A 21,723-nucleotide genomic window follows, 5' to 3' on the forward strand; every position below is an offset into this window, starting at 1 on the left:
CTCGCGCTCATCTGGCCACTGAACTGAAGGAAACCGGAGAGACATGCCTCCCAGGGCTCGCGCCGCGGCTGGTGCCAAGAAGGTCCGCCGCAAGGAGAAGAAGAACGTCGCCCACGGTGCCGCGCACATCAAGAGCACCTTCAACAACACGATCGTGTCGATCACCGACCCCACCGGGAACGTGATCAGCTGGGCCTCCGCCGGCCACGTCGGCTTCAAGGGTTCGCGCAAGTCCACGCCGTTCGCCGCGCAGATGGCTGCCGAGAACGCCGCGCGCAAGGCGCAGGAGCACGGCATGCGCAAGGTCGACGTCTTCGTCAAGGGCCCCGGCTCCGGCCGTGAGACCGCCATCAGGTCCCTCCAGGCCACCGGCCTCGAGGTCGGCCAGATCCAGGACGTGACCCCGCAGCCGCACAACGGCTGCCGCCCCAAGAAGCGCCGCCGGGTCTGACCGGCCACTGACGAGACGAACGAGGAGTACCTGACGTGGCCCGTTACACCGGAGCCGACTGCCGCATGTGCCGGCGCGAGAAGATGAAGCTGTTCCTCAAGGGCAGCAAGTGCGAGTCACCGAAGTGCCCGATCGAGATCCGGCCTTACCCGCCGGGCGAGCACGGCCGTGGCCGCAGCAAGGACAGCGAGTACCTGCTCCAGCTTCGTGAGAAGCAGAAGGCGCGTCGCATCTACGGCGTCCTGGAGAAGCAGTTCCGCGGCTACTACGAAGAGGCCAACAAGAAGTCGGGCAAGACCGGTGAGGTCCTGCTGCAGATCCTCGAGTCGCGCCTGGACAACGTCGTGTACCGGGCCGGCTTCGCCGAGTCCCGCGACATGGCCCGCCAGCTGGTGCGCCACGGTCACATCCGGGTCAACGGCCGCAAGGTCGACATCCCGTCGTACCGGGTCAGCTCCAACGACATCATCGAGGTCGCCGAGAAGTCGCGGCGGATGCTGCCCTTCGAGATCGCCCAGGCCCGCGCCGGCGAGCGCCCCGTGCCGCCGTGGCTGGAGGTCATCAGCAGCCAGCTGCGCGTGCTCGTCCACAGCGTCCCGGCCCGCCAGGTGATCGACACCCCGGTCCAGGAGCAGCTGATCGTCGAGCTCTACTCCAAGTAGTAGTAGGACCCCTACCCCCACCGTAGAAGGACCCGTCCTCCCCACCCCTCGCACGTTCGGGGGCGGGACCCGGGACGGGGCCGGCGGCGGGACCCTGCAGGGGGCCCACGGCTCCGGCGGGCGGACAGATGTCCGCCAGGGCCTGCACCACCCCCTCACGGCGTCATATGGCGGTCGCCGGAGGACCTGGAGGAGAACACCACCATGCTCATCGCACAGCGCCCCACCCTCACCGAGGAGACGATCACCGAGTCGCGCTCGCGGTTCGTCATCGAGCCCCTCGAGCCGGGCTTCGGCTACACCCTCGGCAACTCCCTGCGCCGCACCCTCCTCTCCTCGATCCCCGGTGCTGCTGTCACCAGCATCCGGATCGAGGGCACCCTGCACGAGTTCACCACCGTGCCGGGCGTCAAGGAGGACGTCACCGAGATCATCCTGAACCTCAAGGGTCTGGTCGTCAGCTCCGACTCCGACGAGCCGGTGACCATGTACCTGCGCAAGCAGGGCCCCGGTGAGGTCACCGCCGCCGACATCGCGCCCCCGGCCGGTGTCGAGGTGCACAACCCCGAGCTGCACATCGCCACGCTGAACGGCAAGGGCCGGCTGGAGATCGAGCTGGTCGTCGAGCGGGGCCGCGGCTACGTGCCGGCGCCGCAGAACAAGCAGCCCGGCCAGGAGATCGGCCGGATCCCGGTCGACTCGATCTACTCGCCGGTCCTCAAGGTGACCTACGCCGTCGAGGCCACCCGTGTCGAGCAGCGGACCGACTTCGACCGCCTCGTCGTCGACGTCGAGACCAAGCCGTCGATCGCCCCGCGCGACGCGATCGCCAGCGCCGGCTCCACGCTGGTCGAGCTCTTCGGCCTGCTGCGCGAGCTGAACATCGACGCCGAGGGCATCGAGGTCGGCCCGAGCCCGGCCGAGGCCGCCGACATCGCCAACTTCTCGATGCCGATCGAGGACATGGACCTCACCGTCCGGTCCTACAACTGCCTCAAGCGCGAGGGCGTGCACACCGTCGGGGAGCTCGTCACCCGCTCCGAGGCCGACCTGCTCGACATCCGGAACTTCGGGGCCAAGTCCATCGACGAGGTCAAGATGAAGCTGGCGGCCATGGGCCTGGCGCTCAAGGACAGCCCGCCCGGGTTCATCCCCACCTCGGTCGAGAGCTACGACGAGGGCTACGAGACCGACGCCTACCAGGGCCACGGCGACTTCGCCGCCGGCTACGACCCGGTGCAGTACGACGACGGCTCCTACCAGGAGACCGAGCAGCTCTGAGAAGGGCCGGACGGCGGGGGAACCCGCCGTCCGGACCTCCTGCCGGGCCCGCCACACTGGCTCGGACGCACCACCCGCGCTCCGCGCACGAGACACCAGCACAACACGGAACGCAGCCGGCACCGCGGCCCGGCAGCCTGAGGAAGGACCGACATGCCCACCCCCACCAAGGGCCCCCGTCTCGGCGGTTCCCCCGCGCACGAGCGGCTGATGCTGGCCAACCTGGCCACGTCGCTGTTCGAGCACGGGCGGATCACCACCACCGAGGCGAAGGCCAAGCGGCTGCGTCCCCTGGCCGAGAAGCTGGTGACCTTCGCCAAGCGCGGTGACCTGCACGCCCGCCGTCAGGTGATGACGACGATCCGGGACAAGGACGTGGTCCACACCCTGTTCGCCGAGATCGGGCCGCGCTTCGCGGACCGTCCGGGCGGCTACACCCGCATCACCAAGGTGGGCCCGCGCAAGGGCGACAACGCCCCCATGGCGGTCATCGAGCTGGTCGAGGGTCAGACCGTGGCCCAGCAGGCCGTCGGCGAGGCCGAGCGTGCCCGTGGCACCCGCTTCGCCGGGGGTGCCGGTGCCGCTTCCGCCGCCGGTGAGGTCACCGCGGACGCGCTGGAGTCCGCGGACAGCGCGGACAGCGCGGACTCCGCCGACTCGGCCGACAGCGCGGACTCGGCCGACTCGCCGGACGAGGTGGCCACCGACGCCGAGGCCATCGACACCGACGACGCCGCGGGCGCGACCGCGGCGAGCGACGTGGACGCCACCGCTGAGACCGTGGCCACCGACGCCGAGTCCCCGAACGACGCCGAGGGCACGGACGGCGCGCGGTGAGCGAGCGGGAGAACCCGGGCGAGGGCGCCCCGGCCGGTGCTGCCGGGGTCTCCGCCGGTGGCGGTGACCAGGGCGCGACCTTCGAGGGCGAGACGACCGGTCCCGGCGGCGACACCTCGCCGGCCGTGACCTCATCCGACCCCGCCCACCCCACGGTCGACCCCGAGGCCCAGGCGGTCGTCGCGGACGTCTTCAATCCCGACGGCGAGCGTCAGGACGACGCCGACGTCACCTCGGAGCCGCAGCGCGAGAACGTCGCCGTCGTCGACGACCCGGCGCTCTCCCCGGACGTGGCCCGCGCGGCCGCCGCCGAGGTCGAGGCCGCCGAGCTCGGTGACGCCGCGACCGCCGGCCTGCAGGCTCCCGGGGGCGAGGCCGCTCCCGACCCCCGGTGAGCGGTCGCTGACCACCCACCGCACTGCCGACGAGCCCGCCACCGCACCCGGTGGCGGGCTCGTCCGTCTCCGCCTCGGGATCGCCTACGACGGCACCGCGCTGCACGGCTGGGCCCGTCAGCCGGCGCAGAGGACGGTGCAGGGCGACCTCGAGGAGGCCCTGGCCCGGGTACTGCGGCAGCCGGTCTCGCTGACCGTGGCCGGGCGCACGGACGCCGGGGTGCACGCCGCCGGCCAGGTCGCGCACGCCGACGTCCCCCGCGCGGTGTGGGCGGAACAACGGTCCCGGCTGGTGCGCCGGCTGCGCGGTGTGCTCCCGGCCGACATCGCCGTCCACACGGTCGAGGAGGCGCCGCCGGACTTCGACGCCCGCTTCGGGGCGCTGCGCCGGCACTACGTCTACCGGCTCACCGACGCCGACAGCGGTCCGCCGCCGCTGCGCCGCGCCGACACTGTCGGCTGGCCCCGGCGGCTGGACGCCGACGCGATGGCGGCCGCCGCAGGACCGCTGCTGGGCCTGCACGACTTCGCCGCCTTCTGCCGCCGGCGGGAGGGCGCCACGACGATCCGCACGCTGCTGACCCTGGCGGTGACCCGCGAGGGCGACCTGGTGACCGTCCGGGCCTCCGCGGACGCCTTCTGCCACTCGATGGTGCGCAGTCTCGTCGGCGCCCTCACGGCGGTGGGGGAGGGGCGCCGCCCGCCGCAGTGGCCGGCGGCCCTGCTGACGAGCACGGAGCGCTCCGGCGAGGTGCCCGTCGTACCGCCCGGCGGGCTGACCCTGGTGGGGGTCGACTACCCGCCGGACGACGAGCTGGCGGCCCGCGCGGTGCTCACCCGGGGCCTCCGCTCCTGAGCCGGACTCACGGCAGCGCGGCCACGGCCTCCTCGATCGGGGTGTCGCCGCTGACCAGCTCGACGACCTCATCGGTCTTCCCGGCGTCCAGCAGCGCGACCAGCACTGCGGCGACGTCGTCCCGGGGGACCTCGCCGTGGTCGACACCGTGGGCCAGGGTGACCCGGCCGGTGCCCGGTTCGTCGGTCAGCCGGCCGGGCCGCAGGATCACCGTGTCGAGCGCGGGCCGGGGCAGGATCGCGTCCTCGGCGGCCAGCTTGGCCTGCAGGTAGACGGCGAAGACCGGGTCCATGCCCTGCGGCGTCCCCTGCCGGGCCTGCTCGACACCCATGGAGGACACCAGCAGGTACGGGCGGACCCCGGCCCGCTCGGCGGCATCGGCGAGCAGCAGGGCCGCCCCCTTGTCGACCGAGTGCTTGCGAGCCTCACCGCTGCCCGGACCGGCACCGGCGGCGAAGACGACGGCGTCCGCACCCGACACCACCTCGGTGACCTGCTCGACGGGGGCCTGCTCGAGGTCGAGGACGACCGGCTCCACCCCGTCGGTGCGGAGGTCGTCGGAGTGCGCGGGGTTGCGGACGATGCCGACTGCCGTGTCACCGCGGCCGGACAGCAGGCGGCCGAGACGGCGGGCGACCTGCCCGTGGGCCCCGGCGATGACGATGCGCATGGGGCGGCCCTACCCCTGGGGGCGGCGGGGTACCCGGCGGGGACCGAGCCGGGCGGCGGCGGCCCGGGCGCGGGCCAGGTCGGCCGGGGTGTCGCAGTCGGTCCACGGCGGCGGCTGACCGGACTCGACCTCGGGGTGCAGCCGCCGCACGGCCAGCGGGGCGAGCACCCGGCGCACCGAGGTGGGCCCGTCGACGTCGGCGACCGCGGCACGCAGGGCCGTCGTCCGCCACACCCCGAGCAGCAGCTGGTCCCGGCCGGTGTCGTCGACGACGAGCACACCGTCGCCGGTGAGCCGCTCGCGCAGCGCCCGGACCAGCCCGGCGGTGATGAACGGCAGGTCGCCGGCGAGCAGTGCCACCACCTCGGTCGGGACGTGCGCCAGGCCCGCCCGCATCGCGGCCACCGGGCCCCCGCGGGGCGGGGCCTCCCGCACGACGACGACGTCGGCCGGCACCGGCTGCGGCGGGCCGACGACGATGCGCGGTGCGGCGTCGGGGACGGCGGCCAGCACCGCCTCGAGGATGGGACGGCCGCCGACGTCCAGCTGCGGCTTGGCCTGGCCGCCCATCCGCGCCGCGCGGCCGCCGGCGAGGACGACGGCGGCGTAGGGCGGCAGCTCGGACACGGTGCGACCGTAGGGGTTACCGTCGCCAGCCGTGGGACGAGTCACGAGCCGGACGCCGGTGCTGCGGATCCGCGGCCCGGCACATAGCACGCGCCCGGACACCGTGGCGGCCGAGGAGCCGCTGGAGATCCGGCTGGCCGGCAAGGCGCTGGCGGTCACCATGCGCACGCCGGGCGACGACTTCGACCTGGTGCACGGCTTCCTCACCACCGAGGCGGTGATCGGGTCGGCCGACGACGTCGCCGGGCTGCGCTACTGCACCTCCGTCGACGCGGACGGCCGCAACACCTACAACGTCGTCGACGTCGACCTCGCGCCCGGGGTGGAGCCGCCGGACACCGCGCTGGACCGGAACTTCTACACGTCCAGCTCCTGCGGGGTGTGCGGCAAGGCCAGCATCGACGCGATCCGCACGAAGACGCGCCACGACGTCGCCGGGGACGCCGTCCGGCTGCCGCTGCCGACGCTGCTCGCGTTGCCCGACCGGCTGCGCGCGGCCCAGCAGGTGTTCGACAAGACCGGCGGGCTGCACGCGGCGGGCCTGTTCACCGCCGACGGCGAGCTGGTGGCTCTGCGCGAGGACGTCGGCCGGCACAACGCCGTCGACAAGGTCGTCGGCGACGCGGTTCGCGAGGGGCGGCTGCCGCTGGCCGGGCACGTGCTGATGGTCAGCGGGCGGGCGAGTTTCGAGCTGACGCAGAAGGCGGCGATGGCTGGCATCCCGGTGCTGGCCGCGGTGTCGGCGCCGTCGTCCCTGGCGGTCGAGCTGGCGGCCGACGTCGGCATCACCCTGGTCGGTTTTCTCCGCGGCGACGGCTGCAACGTCTACACCCGCACCGAGCGGGTCGTCCTGCCGGAGCAGTCGGATCAGCGTTGATCATGGGCTCGTTGCCGCGCTCGGCGGCGTGTCGACGCGTGTCGGCGGCAAGAAGCCCATGATCAACCGCGGGGCCCGTCGAGGGCCAGCCGTACCAGGACCCCGTCGTCCCGCCGGTCGACGTCCGGGTACCCGACCCGGCCCGAGCGGCGGTGGAACCACTTCGGTGCCCGGGTGACGGCCCGCAGGGCGAAGTCGCCAGGCACGGGCTCCTGGCTGCGAGGTCCGGTGCGCCGGTACGCCTGGGTGATCACGTGCCCGCCCACGACCGTTCCGGTCACCCTGGGCACGTCCGGCATGAGGCCGCCGTGCAGCTGGGCGACCAGGCGGCCCCGTGACGGGACGGAGCCCGGGTCCATGCCGTCCCACCAGGCCACGAGCGGGCCGCGCTCGAGGAGGACACCGTCGGTCACCCCGACTCCAGGAGGGCGACGGCGCCAGCTCACCTCCGTGCTGCCAGGTCCCAGCGGGTCGTCGACCCACGCGAGGCGCCACACCACTCCGTCGCCTGGCCCCGTCCGGAGGCTCGCGCCGAGCTTGCGAGGCGTGCGGAGGACGGGGTCCTCTTTCAGTGGTCTCCGCCGCGCAGTTGCGAGACCACGTGGGGGAGCAGCGGGCCGAGAACGGCGAGGCCGTCCCTCACCCCGCCGGTCGAGCCGGGCAGGTTGACGACCAGCGTGCGCCCGGCGGTGCCGGCGATCCCGCGGGACAGCACCGAGGTCGGCACCTCGCCCTCCCCGTAGCGGCGCACCGCCTCGGCGATGCCCGGCGCCTCGCGGTCGAGCACCCGGCGAGTGGCCTCGGGGGTGACGTCGGTGGGGGACAGCCCGGTGCCGCCGGTGGTGACGACGACGTCCGCGCCGGAGCCGATCGCCTCCAGCAGCACCATCTCCAGCTCGGCGGCGTCGTCGGGGCGCACGTGCGGCCCCTCGACGGTGAACCCGAGCGCGCGCAGCCCCTCGGCGAGCGCCTGCCCGCTGCGGTCCGCGTAGACGCCGGCGGAGGCGCGGTTGGACGCGGTGACGACGACGGCGCGGGCGCCGTCCGGGAGCGCGGCGTTCACCGCCGCCACTCCCCGCTCTTGCCGCCGGACTTGGCCAGCAGCCGGACGTCGGTGATCGCGGCGCGCGGGTCGACGGCCTTGACCATGTCGATCACGGTCAGCCCGGCGACGGCGACCGAGGTGAGCGCCTCCATCTCCACGCCGGTGCGGTCGGCGGTGCGCGCGGTGGCGACGATCTCGACCGCGTCGTCGGCGACGGTCACGTCCACGGTGACGCCGTGCAGGGCGATCGGGTGGCACAGCGGCACGAGGTCCGGCGTCCGCTTGGCCCCGGCGATGCCCGCGATCCGCGCGACGGCGACGGCGTCCCCCTTGGGCACCCCCTCGCCGCGCAGCAGCGCCACCACCTCGGGGCCGACCAGCACCCGGCCGGCGGCCGTCGCCTCCCGGGCGGTGACCGGCTTGGCGGAGACGTCCACCATGCGGGCGGCGCCGGCCTCGTCGACGTGCGTGAGCCTGTCGCTCATTGCAGCGCTCCTTCGATCAGCACGACGTCCACCGGGGCGCCGGCGGGCAGTTCGGTGACGTCCTCGGGGACGACGACCAGGCAGTTGGCGCGCGCCAGGTGGGCGACCAGGTGGGACCCCGGCCCGCCGACCTGGGAGACGGTGCCGGCGTCGTAGCGGCCGCGCAGGAACTGGCGGCGACCGGCGGGGGAGCGCAGCGGCGCGGTGAGCGTCGCGGGGGCGCGCAGCCGGCCGGGTGCGGCGTGGCCGAGGGCGCGGCGCAGCGCCGGCCGGACGAAGACCTCGAAGGAGACGAAGGAGCTCACCGGGTTGCCGGGCAGGGTCACCACGGGGACGCCGTCCACCGTGCCGGCGCCCTGGGGGCCGCCGGGCTGCATCGCGACCTTGACGAACTCGACGGTGCCCAGCTCGCGGAAGGCGTCCTTGACGACCTCGTAGGCGCCGGCGCTGACCCCGCCGCTGGTGATCAGCAGGTCGGCGGTCGGGAGCTCGGCGCGCACGGTGGCGAGGAACTGACCGACGTCGTCGGGGACGAAGTGCAGCCGCCGCGCGGTCCCGCCGGCATCCTCGACGGCGGCCACCAGCAGCGCGGAGTTGGACTCGTAGATCTGCCCCGGCAGCAGCGGCCCGCCGGGGTCGACGAGCTCGCTGCCGGTGGAGAGCACCAGCACGCGGGGGCGGCGGTGCACCTCCACGGTCGTCGCGCCGACGGCAGCCGCGAGACCCAGCTGCGCCGCACCGAGCGGGGTGCCGGCGGTCAGCGCGACGGTCCCGGCGGTGATGTCCTCACCGGCGTGCCGCAGGTGGGTGCCGGCGACGGGGGCGTCGCGGATCTCCACGGCGTCGGTCCCGCCGTCGGTCAGCTCGACCGGCACGATCACGTCGGCGCCGGCGGGCAGCGGGGCGCCGGTCATGATCCGCTGCACGGTGCCGGGCTCGAGCGGGCGGACGTCGGTGCGCCCGGCCGGGACGTCGTCGGCGACCGGCAGCCGCACCGGGAGCGCGGCGAGCTCGGCCGAGCGCGCGGCGTAGCCGTCCATCGCGGAGTTGTCGAAGCCGGGCAGCGACACCCGCGCGGTCACGTCCCGGGCGAGGACCCGGTTGTGCGCGGCCGCCAGCGGCACCTGCTCCTCGTCCAGCGGGGCGAGGAGCGCCGCGACGACCGCCTGGTGTTCCTCGACCGTGCGCACGGGGCACATCCTGACCGATCGGCGCCGGGCGCACCGATGGCAGGACACCGCGAGCTCGACCCGCAGCTCGACCCCGGCGCCCTCGGTGCGGTCGTGCTCGGGGTCCGGGACGCTGAGCTGCCGGTTAGGGTCCGTGCGGACCGACGGGTGGAGCGAGGGGTGGGCATGAACGAGATCGACCGGATGCTGGCGGCCAACGCCGAGTGGGCGGCGCAGTTCCCCGGCTCCAAGGACGTGCGTCCGGCCCGCCGTGTCGCGGTGGTGGCCTGCATGGACTCCCGGATGCCCCTGTTCCCGATGCTCGGCCTCGAGGTCGGCGACGCGCACGTCATCCGCAACGCCGGCGGGGTCATCACCGAGGACGTCGTCCGCTCCCTGACCGTCTCGCAGCACGTGCTGGGGACCCGCGAGATCCTGCTCGTGCACCACACCCAGTGCGGTCTGCAGGCCACCGACGACAACTCCTTCGCCGACCTCGTCGAGCAGGCGACCGGGCGCCGCCCACCGTGGGCGGTGCGTGCCTTCCGCGACGCCGAGGACGACGTGCGCGAGTCGATGCGGCTGATCCACGAGAACCCGTACCTGCTCTCCCGCGACGTCCGGGGCACCGTCTACGACGTCGACACCGGGCTGCTGCGCGAGATAGAGGACCCCGCTGCCCCCCACCCCTCGCACGCTCGGGGCGGGTCCCTGCAGCAGGGCCAAGAGCCGGCGTCGTAGCTGCTGGTATCGTCATCGGCTGGCGCGCTGGCCGGCTGGTGCCCGCGTGCCGTCCTGTCTCCCGTGCTCGGTGAGGCGATCCCACCAGCCGATCCGACGACGACGGAGGACGCGAGCGCCGTGCGCACGTACACCCCGAAGCCCGGCGAGGTCAGCCGGGCCTGGCACGTCATCGACGCCACCGACGTGGTGCTCGGTCGACTCGCCAGCCAGACCGCGATCCTGCTCCGCGGCAAGCACAAGCCCCAGTACGCCCCGCACGTCGACGTCGGCGACTTCGTCGTCATCGTCAACGCGGGCAAGGTCGCGCTGACCGGCTCCAAGCGCGACGAGAAGATCGCCTACCGCCACTCGGGCTACCCGGGCGGCCTCAAGCGGATCAACGTCGGCGACCAGCTGCGCACGCACCCCGACCGCGTCATCGAGCGCGCGATCAAGGGCATGCTGCCGCACAACAGCCTGGGCCGTCAGATGCTCAAGAAGCTGAAGGTGTACGCCGGGCCCGAGCACCCGCACGCCGCCCAGCAGCCCCAGTCCTACGAGATCAAGCAGGTGGCCCAGTGACGACCGCCCTCACCGTGACCGACGCCGAGGGGCGTCCGGTGCAGACCGTCGGCCGGCGCAAGGAGGCCATCGTCCGCGTGCGCCTGCTGCCCGGCACCGGTCAGTTCCGGCTCAACGGCCGCACCATCGAGGAGTACTTCCCGAACAAGGTGCACCAGCAGCTCATCCGCGAGCCGTTCGTGACCGTCGAGCGGACCGAGCAGTACGACGTCGTCGGCATCCTCAAGGGTGGCGGCGTCAGCGGTCAGGCCGGCGCGCTGCGCCTGGCCATCGCCCGTGCGCTGGTCCAGGTCGAGGCCGAGGACCGTCCGGCGCTGAAGAAGGCCGGCTTCCTGACCCGCGACCCGCGCGTCACCGAGCGCAAGAAGTACGGGCTGAAGAAGGCCCGCAAGGCGCCTCAGTACTCGAAGCGCTGACCGGTACGCCCGTGGGTCGCCTCTTCGGGACCGACGGCGTCCGGGGTCGGGCCAATGCCGACCTCACGCCGGAGTTGGCCCTCTCGGTGGCACGTGCTGCCGCCGGTGTGCTCGCCGACCGCGACGGGACCCAGCGTCCCGTCGCGGTCGTCGGCCGTGACCCCCGCGCCAGCGGGGAGATGCTCGAGGCCGCCGTCGTGGCGGGCCTCGCCAGCGCCGGTGCGCAGGTGCTGCGGGCCGGGGTGCTGCCCACCCCGGCGATCGCGCACCTCACCGCGCACTCCGGCGCCGACCTCGGCGTGATGATCTCCGCCAGTCACAACCCGATGCCCGACAACGGCATCAAGCTGTTCAGCCGCGGCGGGCACAAGCTGCCCGATGCGGTCGAGGCGGCCATCGAACAGGCGGTGACCGCTGGGCAGACCGACGGGCCGCGCCCCACCGGCGCGGCGATCGGCCGGGTGCAGGACCTGCCGGACGCCGGTGCGGTGTACGTCGACCACCTGCTCACGGCCGTCGCCCGGCCGCTGTCCGGCCTCACCCTCGTCGTCGACTGCGCCCACGGCTCGGCTGCGGTGTGCGCGCCGGAGGTCTACCGGCGGGCCGGCGCGACCGTGCACGTGATCGGGGGCGAGCCCGACGGCTGGAACATCAACGACGGCATCGGCTCCACCCACCTCGGCCCGCTGACCGAGGCCGTGCGCGCGCACGGTGCCGACCTCGGCATCGCACACGACGGCGACGCCGACCGCTGCCTGGCGGTCACCGCCGAGGGCGACGTCGTCGACGGCGACGCGATCCTCGCGGTCTGCGCCCTCGGCCTGCACGAGCACGGCCGGCTCACCGGCGACACCGTCGTCGCGACGGTCATGAGCAACCTCGGCTTCCACCACACGATGCGCGACGCCGGCATCGCGGTGCACACCACCGCGGTCGGCGACCGGTACGTGCTCGAGGCGCTGCGGGCGCACGGGCTGAGCCTGGGTGGCGAGCAGAGCGGTCACCTGGTCTTCCTCGACCACGCCACGACCGGCGACGGGCTGCTCACCGGCCTGTCCCTGCTGTCCCGGATGGCGGAGACCGGCTCGTCGCTGGCGGAGCTGGCCTCGGTGGTGCAGCGGCTGCCGCAGACCCTGGTCAACGTGCCGGTGCGCGACCGGCTGGCGGTCGTGGAGAGCGACGAGGTCGCCGCCGCGGTCAACCGGTGCGAGGCCGAGCTGGGCGACGACGGCCGGGTGCTGCTGCGCCCCTCGGGCACCGAGCAGCTCGTGCGGGTGATGGTCGAGGCGCCCACCCAGGAGCGCGCCGACGCCATCGCCAGGCGCCTCGCCGACGTCGTCGCGGCGGTCGACTGACACACGCGTCACATCCGTCGCGTTCCACTCGTGTGAGGGACGGGTCCGGCCGGTCCCGCCGGTAACCTCGGTGGAATGTGCGGCATCGTGGGATACGTCGGCCCGCAGAACGCTCTGGACGTCGTCCTGGAGGGTCTGCGCCGGCTGGAGTACCGGGGTTACGACTCGGCGGGCGTCGCCGTCCTCGCTGACGGCGGGCAGGCGACGGCGAAGAAGGCCGGGAAGCTGGCCAACCTGGAGAAGGCCCTGGCCGACTCCCCGCTGCCCGAGTCGACGATCGGCATCGGGCACACCCGCTGGGCGACCCACGGCGGGCCGACCGACCGCAACGCCCACCCGCACCTGTCGGCGGACGGCAAGGTCGCGGTGATCCACAACGGGATCATCGAGAACTTCGCCGCGCTGCGCGCCGAGTGCGAGACGGCCGGCGTCGAGTTCGCCTCCGAGACCGACACCGAGGTCACCGCCCACCTGCTGGCGGCCACCTACGACGTGACCCCGGAGGGGCCGGGCCGTCTGGCCGAGGCGATGCGTGCGGTCAGCCGTCGGCTGGAGGGGGCCTTCACCCTGGTCGCCTCGCACGCCGACGAGCCCGACACCCTCGTCGCCTCGCGCCGCAACAGCCCGCTGGTCGTCGGCGTCGGGGACGGCGAGTACTTCCTCGGCTCCGACGTCGCCGCCTTCATCGCGCACACCCGCGAGGCCCGCGAGCTCGGCCAGGACCAGGTCGTCGAGATCGACCGCAACCGCGGGCTCACGGTCACCGCCTTCGACGGCGCCGTCGTCGAGCCCACCGCCTACACCGTGAACTGGGACGCCGCGGCCGCCGAGAAGGGCGGTCACGACTGGTTCATGCTCAAGGAGATCGCCGAGCAGCCGCAGGCGGTCGCCGACACCCTGCTGGGCCGGCTCGGCGACGACGGCCGGCTGGTGCTCGACGAGGTCCGGCTCACCGACCAGGACCTGCGCGACATCGACAAGGTCTTCGTCGTCTCCTGCGGCACCTCCTACCACGCCGGCCTGATCGCCAAGTACGCCATCGAGCACTGGACCCGCATCCCGGTCGAGGTCGAGGTGGCCAGCGAGTTCCGCTACCGCGACCCGGTGCTCGACCGGTCCACGCTGGTCGTCGTCATCAGCCAGTCCGGCGAGACGATGGACACCCTGATGGCGCTGCGCCACGCCCGCGACCAGAAGGCCCGCACGCTGGCCATCTGCAACGTCAACGGCTCGACCATCCCGCGCGAGTCGGACGCCGTCCTCTACACCCACGCCGGCCCCGAGATCGCCGTCGCGTCCACCAAGAGCTTCCTGGCGCAGATCGTCGCCTGCTACCTGGTGGGCCTCTTCCTCGCGCAGATCCGCGGCATCAAGTACACCGACGAGGTCGCCGCGATCGTCGAGGACATCCGCGAGCTGCCGCAGGCCGTCGAGCAGGTGCTCACCCAGATGGAGCCGGTGCGCGAACTGGGCCGGTCGCTGGCCGACGCCGACACGATCCTGTTCCTGGGCCGGCACGTGGGCTTCCCCGTGGCCCTGGAGGGCGCGCTGAAGCTCAAGGAGCTGGCGTACATCCACGCCGAGGGCTTCGCCGCCGGCGAGCTCAAGCACGGGCCGATCGCGCTGATCGACCAGGGGACGCCGGTCGTGGTCGTCGTCCCGTCGCCGCGCTCCCGGGAGTCGGTGCACGGCAAGGTCGTGTCGAACATCCAGGAGGTGCGGGCCCGCGGGGCGCGCACCATCGTGATCGCCGAGGAGGGGGACGACGACGTCCTGCCCTACGCCGACCACGTCATCCGGGTGCCCCGCACGCCCACGCTGCTGGCGCCGATCGTGACGACGGTGCCGCTGCAGGTGCTCGCCTGCGAGATCGCCGACACCCGCGGCTACGACGTCGACCAGCCCCGCAACCTGGCCAAGAGCGTCACCGTCGAGTGACGCTCGCGACGTTCAGGTGACCTGATCGTCGCGTGTCCTCCCCAGCCGTCCACGGTCGGGGAGGACGCGCTGCCCTGCGGGAGGACGGCGCCGGGGGGTCCGGGGCCGGACGGCGGCACGGACGGCGGCACGGCAGACTGTGCCGGTGATCATCGGGGTCGGGATCGACGTGGTGCCGGTCGACCGCTTCGCCGAGTCCCTGATCCGCACCCCGGGCCTGCGCGACCGGCTGTTCACCGCCGAGGAGCAGCAGACACCGCGGGGCACGCCGCGCACCGGTGAGTCGCTGGCCGCCCGGTTCGCCGCCAAGGAGGCGATGGTCAAGGCGCTGGGTGCGCCCGGTGACCTGCGCTGGCACGACGCCGAGGTGGTCACCGGCGAGAACGGCCGCCCGCGCCTGCAGGTGCGCGGCACCGTCGCCGGACGGGCGGCGCAGCTGGGCATCACCTCCTGGCACCTGTCACTGAGCCACGACGGCGGGATCGCGTCCGCGGTCGTGGTGGCCGAGGGCTTCCCCCGCGAGGAGGCGCAGCCGTGATCGGGCTGTACACGGCCGCCGAGGTGCGCGCCGCCGAGGAGCCGCTGCTGGCCGCCACCCCGGAGGGCACGCTCATGCAGCGGGCCGCGACCGGGCTGGCCACGTTCTGCCTCGGGCTCCTCGGGCGGGCACACGGCACGCGGGTCACCGCGCTCGTCGGCGCCGGCAACAACGGCGGGGACGCGCTCTTCGCCGGGGCGCACCTCGCCCGCCGCGGCGCCCGGGTCACCGCCGTCCTCCTCGACGCGGAGCGGGCGCACGCCGCCGGCCTGGCCGCGCTGCGCGCCGCGGGCGGGCGGGTCACCGGCCCCGACGGGGACACCGGCCTGGAGCGCGCCGACCTGGTCCTCGACGGGATCGTCGGCACCGGCGGCCGCGGGGGGCTGCGCCCGCCGGCCGCCGCGCTGGTCGAGCGGGCCGCCACCGGGCCGGGCCTCATGGTCGCCGTCGACGTCCCCAGCGGGGTGGACGCCGACACCGGGGTGGTGCCCGGGCCGGCCTTCCCCGCCCAGCACACCGTCACCTTCGGCGCGCTGAAGACCGGGCTGGTGGTGGGCGAGGGCCGCGGGTACGCCGGGGCGGTCCACCTCGTCGACATCGGGCTCGACCTCCCCCCGGCCGGCACGCACCAGCTCACGGACGCCGACGTCGCTCCGCGCATCCGCCCGCCGGGCAGCGACGACGACAAGTACACGCAGGGCGTCGTCGGCGTCGTCGCCGGCTCCAGGGCCTACCCGGGCGCGGCCGTGCTCTGCACGGGCGCGGCGCTGCGCGCCCGGCCGGGTCTGGTCCGCTACGCCGGGACGGCGGCCGCCGGCGTGCGGGCCGCGTGGCCGGAGGCGATCGTCACCGAGGGCCGGCCGGGGGACGCCGGGCGCGTGCAGGCGTGGGTGGTCGGGCCCGGGATGGGCACCGACGACGACGCTCACAGCGTGCTGGCCGAGGTGCTCGCCACCGACCTCCCGGTGCTGGTGGACGCGGACGCGCTGACGATGGCCGCGCAGCAGCCCGGCCTGGTCCGGCAGCGGTCGGCGCCCACCGTGCTGACCCCGCACGACCGCGAGTTCGCCCGATTCGGCTCCGAGGTGGGGCACGACCGGGTCGGTGCGGCCCGCCGGCTGGCCGCCGACCTGGGCGCCGTCGTCCTGCTCAAGGGCGACGCCACCGTCGTCGCCGCACCGGGCGGCACCGCGTACGTCAACGCGACCGGCACGCCGTGGCTGGCCACCGCCGGCACCGGCGACGTCCTCTCCGGCATCACCGGCGCGCTGCTGGCCACCGGGCTGCCGGCCGACGAGGCGGCGGCGGTCGGTGCGCACGTGCACGGGCGGGCCGGGCAGCTGGCCGCGGAGGAGGGGCCGCTGATCGCCGGCGACCTCGTCCGCCGGCTGCCGGCCACGCTGGCCCTCCTGCACCGGGCGCCCGCGGGGAGGCTGGGAGACTCGGGCACGTGACCGAGCCAGCGAGGTCACGCGGAGGCACAGCACGGATCGGCACGTCGTCGACGAGCGCCAGCGAGGAGGGGACGTGACGCACCCAGCCCGGGCCGAGGTGGTCGTCGACCTCGACACCATCGCCGCCAACACCGCCGCGCTGCGCGAGCGCGTCGGCCGGCCGCTGATGGCGGTGGTGAAGGCCGACGGCTACGGCCACGGCCTGGTGCCCTCGGCGCGGGCGGCCCTGGCCGGGGGAGCCGACGCGCTGGGCGTCGCGGTCCTGGAGGAGGCGCTCGCGCTCCGCGCGGCGGGCGTGACCGCTCCGCTGCTCGCCTGGCTGCACACCCCGGGCACCGACTACGCCGCCGCGTCGGCCGCCGACGTGGAGGTGTCGGTCAACGCCGAGTGGGCCCTCGCCGAGGTCGTCGCGGCCGCCCGCGCCACCGGCCGCACCGCGCAGCTGCACCTGTTCGTCGACACCGGGCTGTCCCGCGAGGGCGCGACCGAGGCCGACTGGCCCGGCCTCGTCGCCGCGGCCGCGCGGGCCCAGGCCGACGGGGAGGTGGCGGTGGTGGGGCTGTGGAGCCACATGGCCTACGCCGACGCCCCGACCCACCCGACGATCGGTGCGCAGGTCCGGGTCTTCGAGGAGGCCGTGGCGATCGCCCGTGCGGCGGGGCTGACCGGGGCGCGGCTGCACCTGGCCAACTCCGCGGCCACGGTCGCGCTGCCGGGCACCTGGTACGACATGGTCCGCCCGGGGATCGCCGTCTACGGCCTGGACCCGCTCGGCGGGGACCCGGCCGCCCACGGGCTCCGGCCGGCGATGACGGTGCGCGTCCGCGCCGCGCTGACCAAGCGGGTGCCTGCCGGGGTCGGCGTCTCCTACGGCCACACCTACTTCCCGGAGACCGAGACGACGCTGCTGCTGGTGCCGGTCGGCTACGCCGACGGCGTGCCGCGCGCGGCGGGCAACCGGGCGTCGGTCCTCGCCGCCGGCGCGCGCCGGACCATCGCCGGACGCGTGTGCATGGACCAGTTCGTCCTGGACGTCGGCGACGCCGAGGTGCGGGCCGGCGACGAGGTCGTGCTCTGGGGGCCGGGGGACCGCGGCGAGCCGACGGCGCAGGACTGGGCCGACGCGATCGACACCATCCACTACGAGCTGGTCACCCGGATCGGCGGCCGCTTCACCCGTCGGTACGTCGGCTCGGCGGGGGCGGTCTGATGGCGACGCCCAAGCGCCCGGGGCGGCAGCCGCACCCGCACCACCGGGTCGGCGTCCTCGGCGCGGTCCTCGGTCTGGCCGCGGCCGGCACCGCCGTCGGGATCGCCGTCAGCCGGGCCGCCGCCCGGCGGGTGGGCGCCGAGCGGCTGGGCTCGAAGGCGGGGCTGCCACCGGGTGCCTCGGACGCCGAGCTGCGCGAGGACGACCCGCTCGGCCCGGAGTCCCGCCGTGCCGACCGCACCGCGCTGGTCCCCGCCGACGACGGCGTGCTGCTCGCGGTGGAGGAGGTCGGGCCGAGCGACGCCCCGCTGACCGTCGTCTTCTGCCACGGCTACTCGCTGTCGATGGCGTCGTGGACCTTCCAGCGGCGGGCGCTGGGCGCCGCGCTGGCCACCGCCAACGGCTCGCGCCCGACGGCGCGGCTGGTGTTCTACGACCAGCGCGGGCACGGTGCCTCCGGCCGCGGGCCTGCCGAGCACTCGACGATGGAGCAGCTGGGCCGCGACCTCGATGCGGTGCTGCGGGCCCGGGTGCCACACGGGCCGGTGGTGCTGGTCGGGCACTCCATGGGCGGGATGACGGTGATGGCGCTGGCCGAGGTGCGCCCGGAGCTGTTCGGGACGCGGGTGGTCGGGGCGGCGCTGATGAGCACCTCCAGCGGCAACCTCGCCGACCTCGACTTCGGCCTGCCCGAGCTGCTGACCCGGCTGCGGGCGGCGGTGCTGCCGATCGCGGCGTTCACGATGCGCCGCCGTCCCGGCTTCGCCGAGCGCACCCGCCGGCTGGCCGCCGACCTCATCTCGCACGTCACCTGGTCGCTGTCGTTCGCGTCGAAGGACGTCGACCCGGCGCTCGGCCGCTACGTCGACTCGATGATCGCCGGCACCCCGGTCGAGGTGATCGCGGAGTTCTACCCGGCGCTGGCCGGCCTGGACGAGACGGCGGCGCTGCAGCCGCTGCGCGGCGTCCCGGTGCTGGTGCTGACCGGGGACAAGGACACGCTGATCCCGCCGGAGCACAGCGACATGATCGTGGAGCTGCTCGGCGGGCTCGGCGCGCCGGGTGTCGAGCACGTCGTCGTCTCCGAGGCGGGCCACATGGTGCCGCTGGAGAAGCCGGACGAGGTGACGACGGCGCTGGCGGCGCTGCTGCGCCGGGTGGTCGCCGACCTCCCGACGGGAGCGGGACGGTGACCCGGCCGCTCCGCTCCGACGCGGCCGCCGAGGAGGTCGCCCGCACCGCGGCCGCGGCTCCCGACTGGGCGGCACTGGCCGCCGTGGCCCGCCCCTGCGTGGCCTGCCCCGAGCTGGCCGCCACCCGGCAGCACGTGGTGGTGGGCGACCCCCCGGCAGGCGGGCGCCCACGGTTCGCCCTGGTCGGTGAGGCGCCGGGCGCGAGCGAGGACTCGACCGGCCGGCCCTTCGTGGGGAAGTCGGGTCAGCTGCTCGACCAGCTGCTGGCCGAGGCCGGGCTGCAGCGCGCCGAGGCCGCCGTGCTCAACATCGTGAAGTGCCGCCCCCCGGGCAACCGGACGCCGAAGGCGTCGGAGGTGGCCCGCTGCAGCGGCTGGCTGCGGCGCCAGCTGGAGCTGCTGGACCCGCCGGTCGTCGTCGCGCTGGGGCTGTCGTCGGCCAAGTGGTTCCTCGGCCCGCGCACCGTGCTGGCGCAGGCCCGTGGCCGGGCGCACGACGTCGACGGCCGGGCCGTCTGGGCCACCTACCATCCGTCGGCGGCGATCCGGTTCGGCCCGCGGGGGGCGCCGCGAGCCGGGCTGCTGGCCGACCTCACCACGGTGGCGGGGACCCTGGCATGAGGCGCGAGCACGTGCTGCCGACCCCGGGCGACACCCGGGCGCTGGGCGCCGCGCTGGCCGGGGTGGTGCGCGCCGGCGACCTGGTCGTGCTGGTCGGGCCGCTCGGTGCGGGGAAGACCGCGCTGACGCAGGGCCTCGGCGAGGCGCTGGGGGTGCGGGAGCCGGTCACCTCCCCGACGTTCGTCATCGCCCGTGTGCACCGCGGCGGCCGGCTGCCGCTGGTGCACGTCGACGCCTACCGCCTCGGCGGGGTCGCCGACGTCGACGACCTCGACCTCGACGCGTCCACCGAGGGGTCGGTGACCGTCGTCGAGTGGGGGCAGGGGCTGGTCGAGCAGCTGGCCGACGAGCACCTCGAGGTGCGGCTGGACCGCCGCGACGACGACGTCCGGACGGCGCTGCTCGTACCGCACGGCCTCGGCTGGGAACAGCGCCTGGACGGCTCGGCCTGACCGGGCACCACGTCGTCGCCGGGCACCACGTCGTCGCCGGGGTCCTCGTCCGCGGGACCACGGTGCTGATGGGCCACCGGTCGCCGGAGCGCCGCTGGTACCCCGACGTGTGGGACCTCCCCGGCGGCCACGTCGAGCCGGGGGAGGACGAACCGGCGGCGCTGGCCCGGGAGCTGCGCGAGGAGGTCGGCGTCGTCCCCCGCGGCCCGGTGCCGCTGACCCGGATCGGGGACGGCGAGCTGCGCCTGTCACTCTGGGTGGTCCGGGAGTGGGACGGCGAGCCGCGCAACCTGCAGCCGCACGAGCACGACGCGCTGCGCTGGGTGACCGCCGCGGACCTGCCCGGACTGCGCCTGGCCCACCCGGCCTACGTCGAGGTGCTCCGGCGGGCGGTCGAGCCGGGGGCACCGCGCTCTCCGTCGAGTGAGCCCCCTCCCTGACTACAGGGCCGTGAGCAGTTCGACGTCACGGTGGCCGGCCAGGGTGGCCAGCCCCGCGTCGAAGGTGACCATCCCGACGCCGTGCCGACGGGCGAGCGTCACCAGGTGGGCGTCGGTGACCTGACGGTGCCCGGAGACCGGCGGCACGTCGTCGTCGACCATCGAGACCTCGTCGCCGAGGAACCGGTGGCCCGGTGCCCGGCGCAGGGCTGCGAGGACCTCGCGAGCGGTCGACGTGGCGATGGCGTTCGGCAGCACCTTCGGGTTGGACGACACCCGGACGAAACCGCTCTCGGTGACCGGGCACGTCGCCCACCCGTTCGCAGCACGGGCGGCGAACCAGGAGCGGATGGCGACGTGGTGCACGTGTGAGTCCCACGCCAGCGCGACGAGAGCGTTCACGTCCAGCAGGGCCACGGCGTCTCAGTCCTCGTCGAGGGCCCGGCGGACCATCGCGGCGGTGATGGCGGGACTCCCGGAGGGGACGCGGATGACCGGGAGGCCGCCTTCGGTGTCCACCCGCGCGGGCGTGAGCCCTCGCCGGGCGAGCTCGGAGACCACCGAGCCCAGCGAGCGACGTTGCTCCGTGGCCAGCTCCCGAGCAGCCGCGACGACGTCGTCGTCCAGGTCCAGAGTCGTGCGCACCCCGCTGATGCTACCGCATCAACGCATCACCCATGCTCGTCCAGGCAGTCGCCGTGGCCACTACGCTGGGCGGTCGTGCTCGTCCTCGCCCTCGACACCGCCACGCCGACGCTGGTCGCCGGCCTCGCCCGGTGGTCCCCGGACGGCGCGACCGAGGTGCTCGCCGAGCGGGCGGTGCCGTCGGGCAACCGGCACGCCGAGCTGCTCACCGTCGCCGTCACCGACGTGCTGCGCGACGCCGGGCTCGCGCTCGCCGACGTGGACGCCGTCGTCACCGGGCTGGGCCCCGGACCCTTCACCGGGCTGCGCGTCGGGGTGGTCACCGCGGCCGCGCTGGGCGACGCCCGCGGGCTCCCCGTCGTGGGCGTCTGCTCGCTGGACGCGGTCGGCTCCGGTGCGCGCACGGTCGTCACCGACGCCCGCCGCAAGGAGGTCTACTGGGCCGCCTACGCCGCCGACGGCTCGCGCTCGGACGGCCCGGGCGTGGTCCGCCCGGAGGAGCTGGCGGTCGCCGGCCCGGTCGTGGGGGAGGCCCGGTTCGCCGAGCGGCTGGGCGTCGAGGTCACCCCGGCCGAGGTGACGGCAGCAGGCCTGGTCCGGGCGGCGGCGCCGCAGCTGCTCGACCCGTCGTCCGCCGCGCCGCTGGTGCCGCTGTACCTGCGCCGCCCGGACGCCGTCCCGCCGACGTCGTTCAAGCCGGTGACGACCACGTGAGCGAGCGTGCGAGCTCACGCATGAGTGGAGCAGCGGCGCGCACCTGGCTGACGAGCGCCAGCGAGGAGGGCACGTGAGCGAGCGTGCG

28 protein-coding genes are annotated in these 21,723 nt (G+C 74.9%); 20 read left to right on the top strand and 8 right to left on the bottom strand.

From position 1 onward, the window contains the following. Positions 1 to 43 precede the first annotated feature (43 nt). The 6 genes from rpsK (at position 44) to truA (ending at position 4,482) form a co-directional block, all read left to right on the top strand. Complete coding sequence (gene rpsK, locus BUB17_RS14490; RefSeq protein ID WP_012950456.1) at positions 44 to 451, top strand: 30S ribosomal protein S11; 408 nt, start codon at positions 44 to 46, stop codon at positions 449 to 451. A gap of 35 nt (positions 452 to 486) precedes the next feature. Then, entirely contained in the window at positions 487 to 1,113 is a 627-nt protein-coding gene (gene rpsD, locus BUB17_RS14495) for a 30S ribosomal protein S4 (RefSeq protein WP_072919096.1), read from the top strand. 204 nt (positions 1,114 to 1,317) lie between these two features. After that, positions 1,318 to 2,394 carry a DNA-directed RNA polymerase subunit alpha gene (locus BUB17_RS14500; protein WP_072919098.1) on the top strand — a complete coding sequence of 359 codons (1,077 nt, stop codon included), beginning with the start codon at positions 1,318 to 1,320 and terminating at the stop codon, positions 2,392 to 2,394. Positions 2,395 to 2,547: 153 nt separating this feature from the next. Beyond that, positions 2,548 to 3,231: a 50S ribosomal protein L17 gene (rplQ, locus tag BUB17_RS28580; RefSeq protein WP_072919101.1), complete on the top strand. Its 684-nt coding sequence runs from the start codon at positions 2,548 to 2,550 to the stop codon at positions 3,229 to 3,231. Then, positions 3,228 to 3,626, top strand: a complete 399-nt coding sequence (locus BUB17_RS14510; RefSeq protein ID WP_072919103.1) for a hypothetical protein — start codon at positions 3,228 to 3,230, stop codon at positions 3,624 to 3,626. Before rplQ ends, BUB17_RS14510 begins: the two co-directional genes overlap by 4 nt. A gap of 79 nt (positions 3,627 to 3,705) precedes the next feature. Continuing rightward, positions 3,706 to 4,482 (top strand): tRNA pseudouridine(38-40) synthase TruA, encoded by a 777-nt coding sequence (truA, locus tag BUB17_RS14515; RefSeq protein WP_244277224.1) that lies wholly within the window; start codon positions 3,706 to 3,708, stop codon positions 4,480 to 4,482. Between the two features lie 7 nt (positions 4,483 to 4,489). Here truA and BUB17_RS14520 read toward each other — a convergent pair whose 3' ends face one another. Together BUB17_RS14520 and mobA are read right to left on the bottom strand one after the other, a co-directional pair. Continuing rightward, positions 4,490 to 5,152, bottom strand: a complete 663-nt coding sequence (locus BUB17_RS14520) for an SDR family oxidoreductase (protein ID WP_072919105.1) — start codon at positions 5,150 to 5,152, stop codon at positions 4,490 to 4,492. A gap of 9 nt (positions 5,153 to 5,161) precedes the next feature. Further along, complete coding sequence (mobA, locus tag BUB17_RS14525) at positions 5,162 to 5,779, bottom strand: molybdenum cofactor guanylyltransferase (protein WP_072919107.1); 618 nt, start codon at positions 5,777 to 5,779, stop codon at positions 5,162 to 5,164. Positions 5,780 to 5,810: 31 nt separating this feature from the next. On the opposite strand from mobA, the gene fdhD reads away from it, so the two are divergent. Beyond that, a complete protein-coding gene (gene fdhD / locus BUB17_RS14530) occupies positions 5,811 to 6,656 on the top strand; it encodes a formate dehydrogenase accessory sulfurtransferase FdhD (RefSeq protein WP_072919109.1) in 846 nt (281 codons plus the stop codon). Positions 6,657 to 6,718: 62 nt separating this feature from the next. Here the strand turns inward: fdhD and BUB17_RS14535 are convergent, their stop codons facing one another. The 4 genes from BUB17_RS14535 to moeA all read right to left on the bottom strand — a co-directional run bounded on the left by BUB17_RS14535 (position 6,719) and on the right by moeA (position 9,376). After that, positions 6,719 to 7,156, bottom strand: coding sequence for a DUF6578 domain-containing protein (locus tag BUB17_RS14535; RefSeq protein ID WP_348537045.1), 438 nt, complete (start codon positions 7,154 to 7,156; stop codon positions 6,719 to 6,721). Between the two features lie 68 nt (positions 7,157 to 7,224). After that, positions 7,225 to 7,719, bottom strand: a complete 495-nt coding sequence (locus BUB17_RS14540) for a MogA/MoaB family molybdenum cofactor biosynthesis protein (protein WP_072919113.1) — start codon at positions 7,717 to 7,719, stop codon at positions 7,225 to 7,227. Beyond that, positions 7,716 to 8,186: a cyclic pyranopterin monophosphate synthase MoaC gene (gene moaC / locus BUB17_RS14545; RefSeq protein WP_072919115.1), complete on the bottom strand. Its 471-nt coding sequence runs from the start codon at positions 8,184 to 8,186 to the stop codon at positions 7,716 to 7,718. Before moaC ends, BUB17_RS14540 begins: the two co-directional genes overlap by 4 nt. Beyond that, a complete protein-coding gene (moeA, locus tag BUB17_RS14550; protein WP_083606339.1) occupies positions 8,183 to 9,376 on the bottom strand; it encodes a molybdopterin molybdotransferase MoeA in 1,194 nt (397 codons plus the stop codon). The genes moaC and moeA overlap by 4 nt, the downstream gene beginning before the upstream one ends. A gap of 165 nt (positions 9,377 to 9,541) precedes the next feature. Between moeA and BUB17_RS14555 the strand changes: the two genes are divergently transcribed. The 12 genes from BUB17_RS14555 (at position 9,542) to BUB17_RS14610 (ending at position 20,276) form a co-directional block, all read left to right on the top strand. Further along, positions 9,542 to 10,096 (top strand): beta-class carbonic anhydrase, encoded by a 555-nt coding sequence (locus tag BUB17_RS14555; protein WP_072919175.1) that lies wholly within the window; start codon positions 9,542 to 9,544, stop codon positions 10,094 to 10,096. A 120-nt stretch (positions 10,097 to 10,216) separates the two neighbouring features. Beyond that, on the top strand, positions 10,217 to 10,660 hold the full coding sequence (gene rplM / locus BUB17_RS14560) for a 50S ribosomal protein L13 (RefSeq protein ID WP_072919118.1): 444 nt from the start codon (positions 10,217 to 10,219) through the stop codon (positions 10,658 to 10,660). Continuing rightward, entirely contained in the window at positions 10,657 to 11,076 is a 420-nt protein-coding gene (rpsI, locus tag BUB17_RS14565) for a 30S ribosomal protein S9 (protein ID WP_072919120.1), read from the top strand. Before rplM ends, rpsI begins: the two co-directional genes overlap by 4 nt. A gap of 11 nt (positions 11,077 to 11,087) precedes the next feature. Next, complete coding sequence (gene glmM / locus BUB17_RS14570) at positions 11,088 to 12,431, top strand: phosphoglucosamine mutase (RefSeq protein ID WP_072919123.1); 1,344 nt, start codon at positions 11,088 to 11,090, stop codon at positions 12,429 to 12,431. 75 nt (positions 12,432 to 12,506) lie between these two features. Next, positions 12,507 to 14,369, top strand: a complete 1,863-nt coding sequence (glmS, locus tag BUB17_RS14575; RefSeq protein WP_072919124.1) for a glutamine--fructose-6-phosphate transaminase (isomerizing) — start codon at positions 12,507 to 12,509, stop codon at positions 14,367 to 14,369. 145 nt (positions 14,370 to 14,514) lie between these two features. Then, on the top strand, positions 14,515 to 14,907 hold the full coding sequence (locus tag BUB17_RS14580; protein WP_072919177.1) for a holo-ACP synthase: 393 nt from the start codon (positions 14,515 to 14,517) through the stop codon (positions 14,905 to 14,907). Further along, on the top strand, positions 14,904 to 16,361 hold the full coding sequence (locus tag BUB17_RS14585) for a bifunctional ADP-dependent NAD(P)H-hydrate dehydratase/NAD(P)H-hydrate epimerase (protein ID WP_072919127.1): 1,458 nt from the start codon (positions 14,904 to 14,906) through the stop codon (positions 16,359 to 16,361). The genes BUB17_RS14580 and BUB17_RS14585 overlap by 4 nt, the downstream gene beginning before the upstream one ends. Before the next feature lie 73 nt (positions 16,362 to 16,434). Beyond that, the gene (gene alr / locus BUB17_RS14590) at positions 16,435 to 17,571 is read left to right on the top strand and encodes an alanine racemase (RefSeq protein ID WP_072919128.1); all 1,137 of its coding nucleotides are present in this window, start codon (positions 16,435 to 16,437) and stop codon (positions 17,569 to 17,571) included. Continuing rightward, positions 17,571 to 18,764, top strand: a complete 1,194-nt coding sequence (locus BUB17_RS14595) for an alpha/beta fold hydrolase (protein ID WP_072919130.1) — start codon at positions 17,571 to 17,573, stop codon at positions 18,762 to 18,764. Before alr ends, BUB17_RS14595 begins: the two co-directional genes overlap by 1 nt. After that, positions 18,761 to 19,384, top strand: a complete 624-nt coding sequence (locus BUB17_RS14600; protein WP_072919132.1) for a uracil-DNA glycosylase — start codon at positions 18,761 to 18,763, stop codon at positions 19,382 to 19,384. The genes BUB17_RS14595 and BUB17_RS14600 overlap by 4 nt, the downstream gene beginning before the upstream one ends. Then, positions 19,381 to 19,836: a tRNA (adenosine(37)-N6)-threonylcarbamoyltransferase complex ATPase subunit type 1 TsaE gene (tsaE, locus tag BUB17_RS14605; RefSeq protein ID WP_072919135.1), complete on the top strand. Its 456-nt coding sequence runs from the start codon at positions 19,381 to 19,383 to the stop codon at positions 19,834 to 19,836. Before BUB17_RS14600 ends, tsaE begins: the two co-directional genes overlap by 4 nt. Beyond that, the gene (locus BUB17_RS14610; RefSeq protein WP_072919179.1) at positions 19,833 to 20,276 is read left to right on the top strand and encodes an NUDIX domain-containing protein; all 444 of its coding nucleotides are present in this window, start codon (positions 19,833 to 19,835) and stop codon (positions 20,274 to 20,276) included. The genes tsaE and BUB17_RS14610 overlap by 4 nt, the downstream gene beginning before the upstream one ends. Here the strand turns inward: BUB17_RS14610 and BUB17_RS14615 are convergent, their stop codons facing one another. Both BUB17_RS14615 and BUB17_RS14620 read right to left on the bottom strand, forming a co-directional pair. Continuing rightward, on the bottom strand, positions 20,277 to 20,693 hold the full coding sequence (locus BUB17_RS14615; RefSeq protein WP_072919137.1) for a TA system VapC family ribonuclease toxin: 417 nt from the start codon (positions 20,691 to 20,693) through the stop codon (positions 20,277 to 20,279). 6 nt (positions 20,694 to 20,699) lie between these two features. Continuing rightward, a complete protein-coding gene (locus tag BUB17_RS14620; RefSeq protein WP_072919139.1) occupies positions 20,700 to 20,921 on the bottom strand; it encodes an antitoxin in 222 nt (73 codons plus the stop codon). A gap of 75 nt (positions 20,922 to 20,996) precedes the next feature. Between BUB17_RS14620 and tsaB the strand changes: the two genes are divergently transcribed. Continuing rightward, the gene (gene tsaB / locus BUB17_RS14625; RefSeq protein ID WP_072919141.1) at positions 20,997 to 21,635 is read left to right on the top strand and encodes a tRNA (adenosine(37)-N6)-threonylcarbamoyltransferase complex dimerization subunit type 1 TsaB; all 639 of its coding nucleotides are present in this window, start codon (positions 20,997 to 20,999) and stop codon (positions 21,633 to 21,635) included. Positions 21,636 to 21,723: the final 88 nt, after the last annotated feature.

Source organism: Geodermatophilus obscurus (assembly GCF_900143215.1).
Taxonomy (GTDB): Bacteria; Actinomycetota; Actinomycetes; order Mycobacteriales; family Geodermatophilaceae; genus Geodermatophilus; species Geodermatophilus obscurus_A.

Coding starts and splice junctions, on each gene's coding strand:
- rpsK (WP_012950456.1), top strand. CDS start 44: ATGCCTCCCAGGGCTCGCGCCGCGGCTGGTGCCAAGAAGGTCCGCCGC.
- BUB17_RS14500 (WP_072919098.1), top strand. CDS start 1,318: ATGCTCATCGCACAGCGCCCCACCCTCACCGAGGAGACGATCACCGAG.
- rplQ (WP_072919101.1), top strand. CDS start 2,548: ATGCCCACCCCCACCAAGGGCCCCCGTCTCGGCGGTTCCCCCGCGCAC.
- BUB17_RS14520 (WP_072919105.1), bottom strand. CDS start 5,152: ATGCGCATCGTCATCGCCGGGGCCCACGGGCAGGTCGCCCGCCGTCTC.
- moaC (WP_072919115.1), bottom strand. CDS start 8,186: ATGAGCGACAGGCTCACGCACGTCGACGAGGCCGGCGCCGCCCGCATG.
- BUB17_RS14555 (WP_072919175.1), top strand. CDS start 9,542: ATGAACGAGATCGACCGGATGCTGGCGGCCAACGCCGAGTGGGCGGCG.
- glmS (WP_072919124.1), top strand. CDS start 12,507: ATGTGCGGCATCGTGGGATACGTCGGCCCGCAGAACGCTCTGGACGTC.
- BUB17_RS14595 (WP_072919130.1), top strand. CDS start 17,571: ATGGCGACGCCCAAGCGCCCGGGGCGGCAGCCGCACCCGCACCACCGG.
- tsaE (WP_072919135.1), top strand. CDS start 19,381: ATGAGGCGCGAGCACGTGCTGCCGACCCCGGGCGACACCCGGGCGCTG.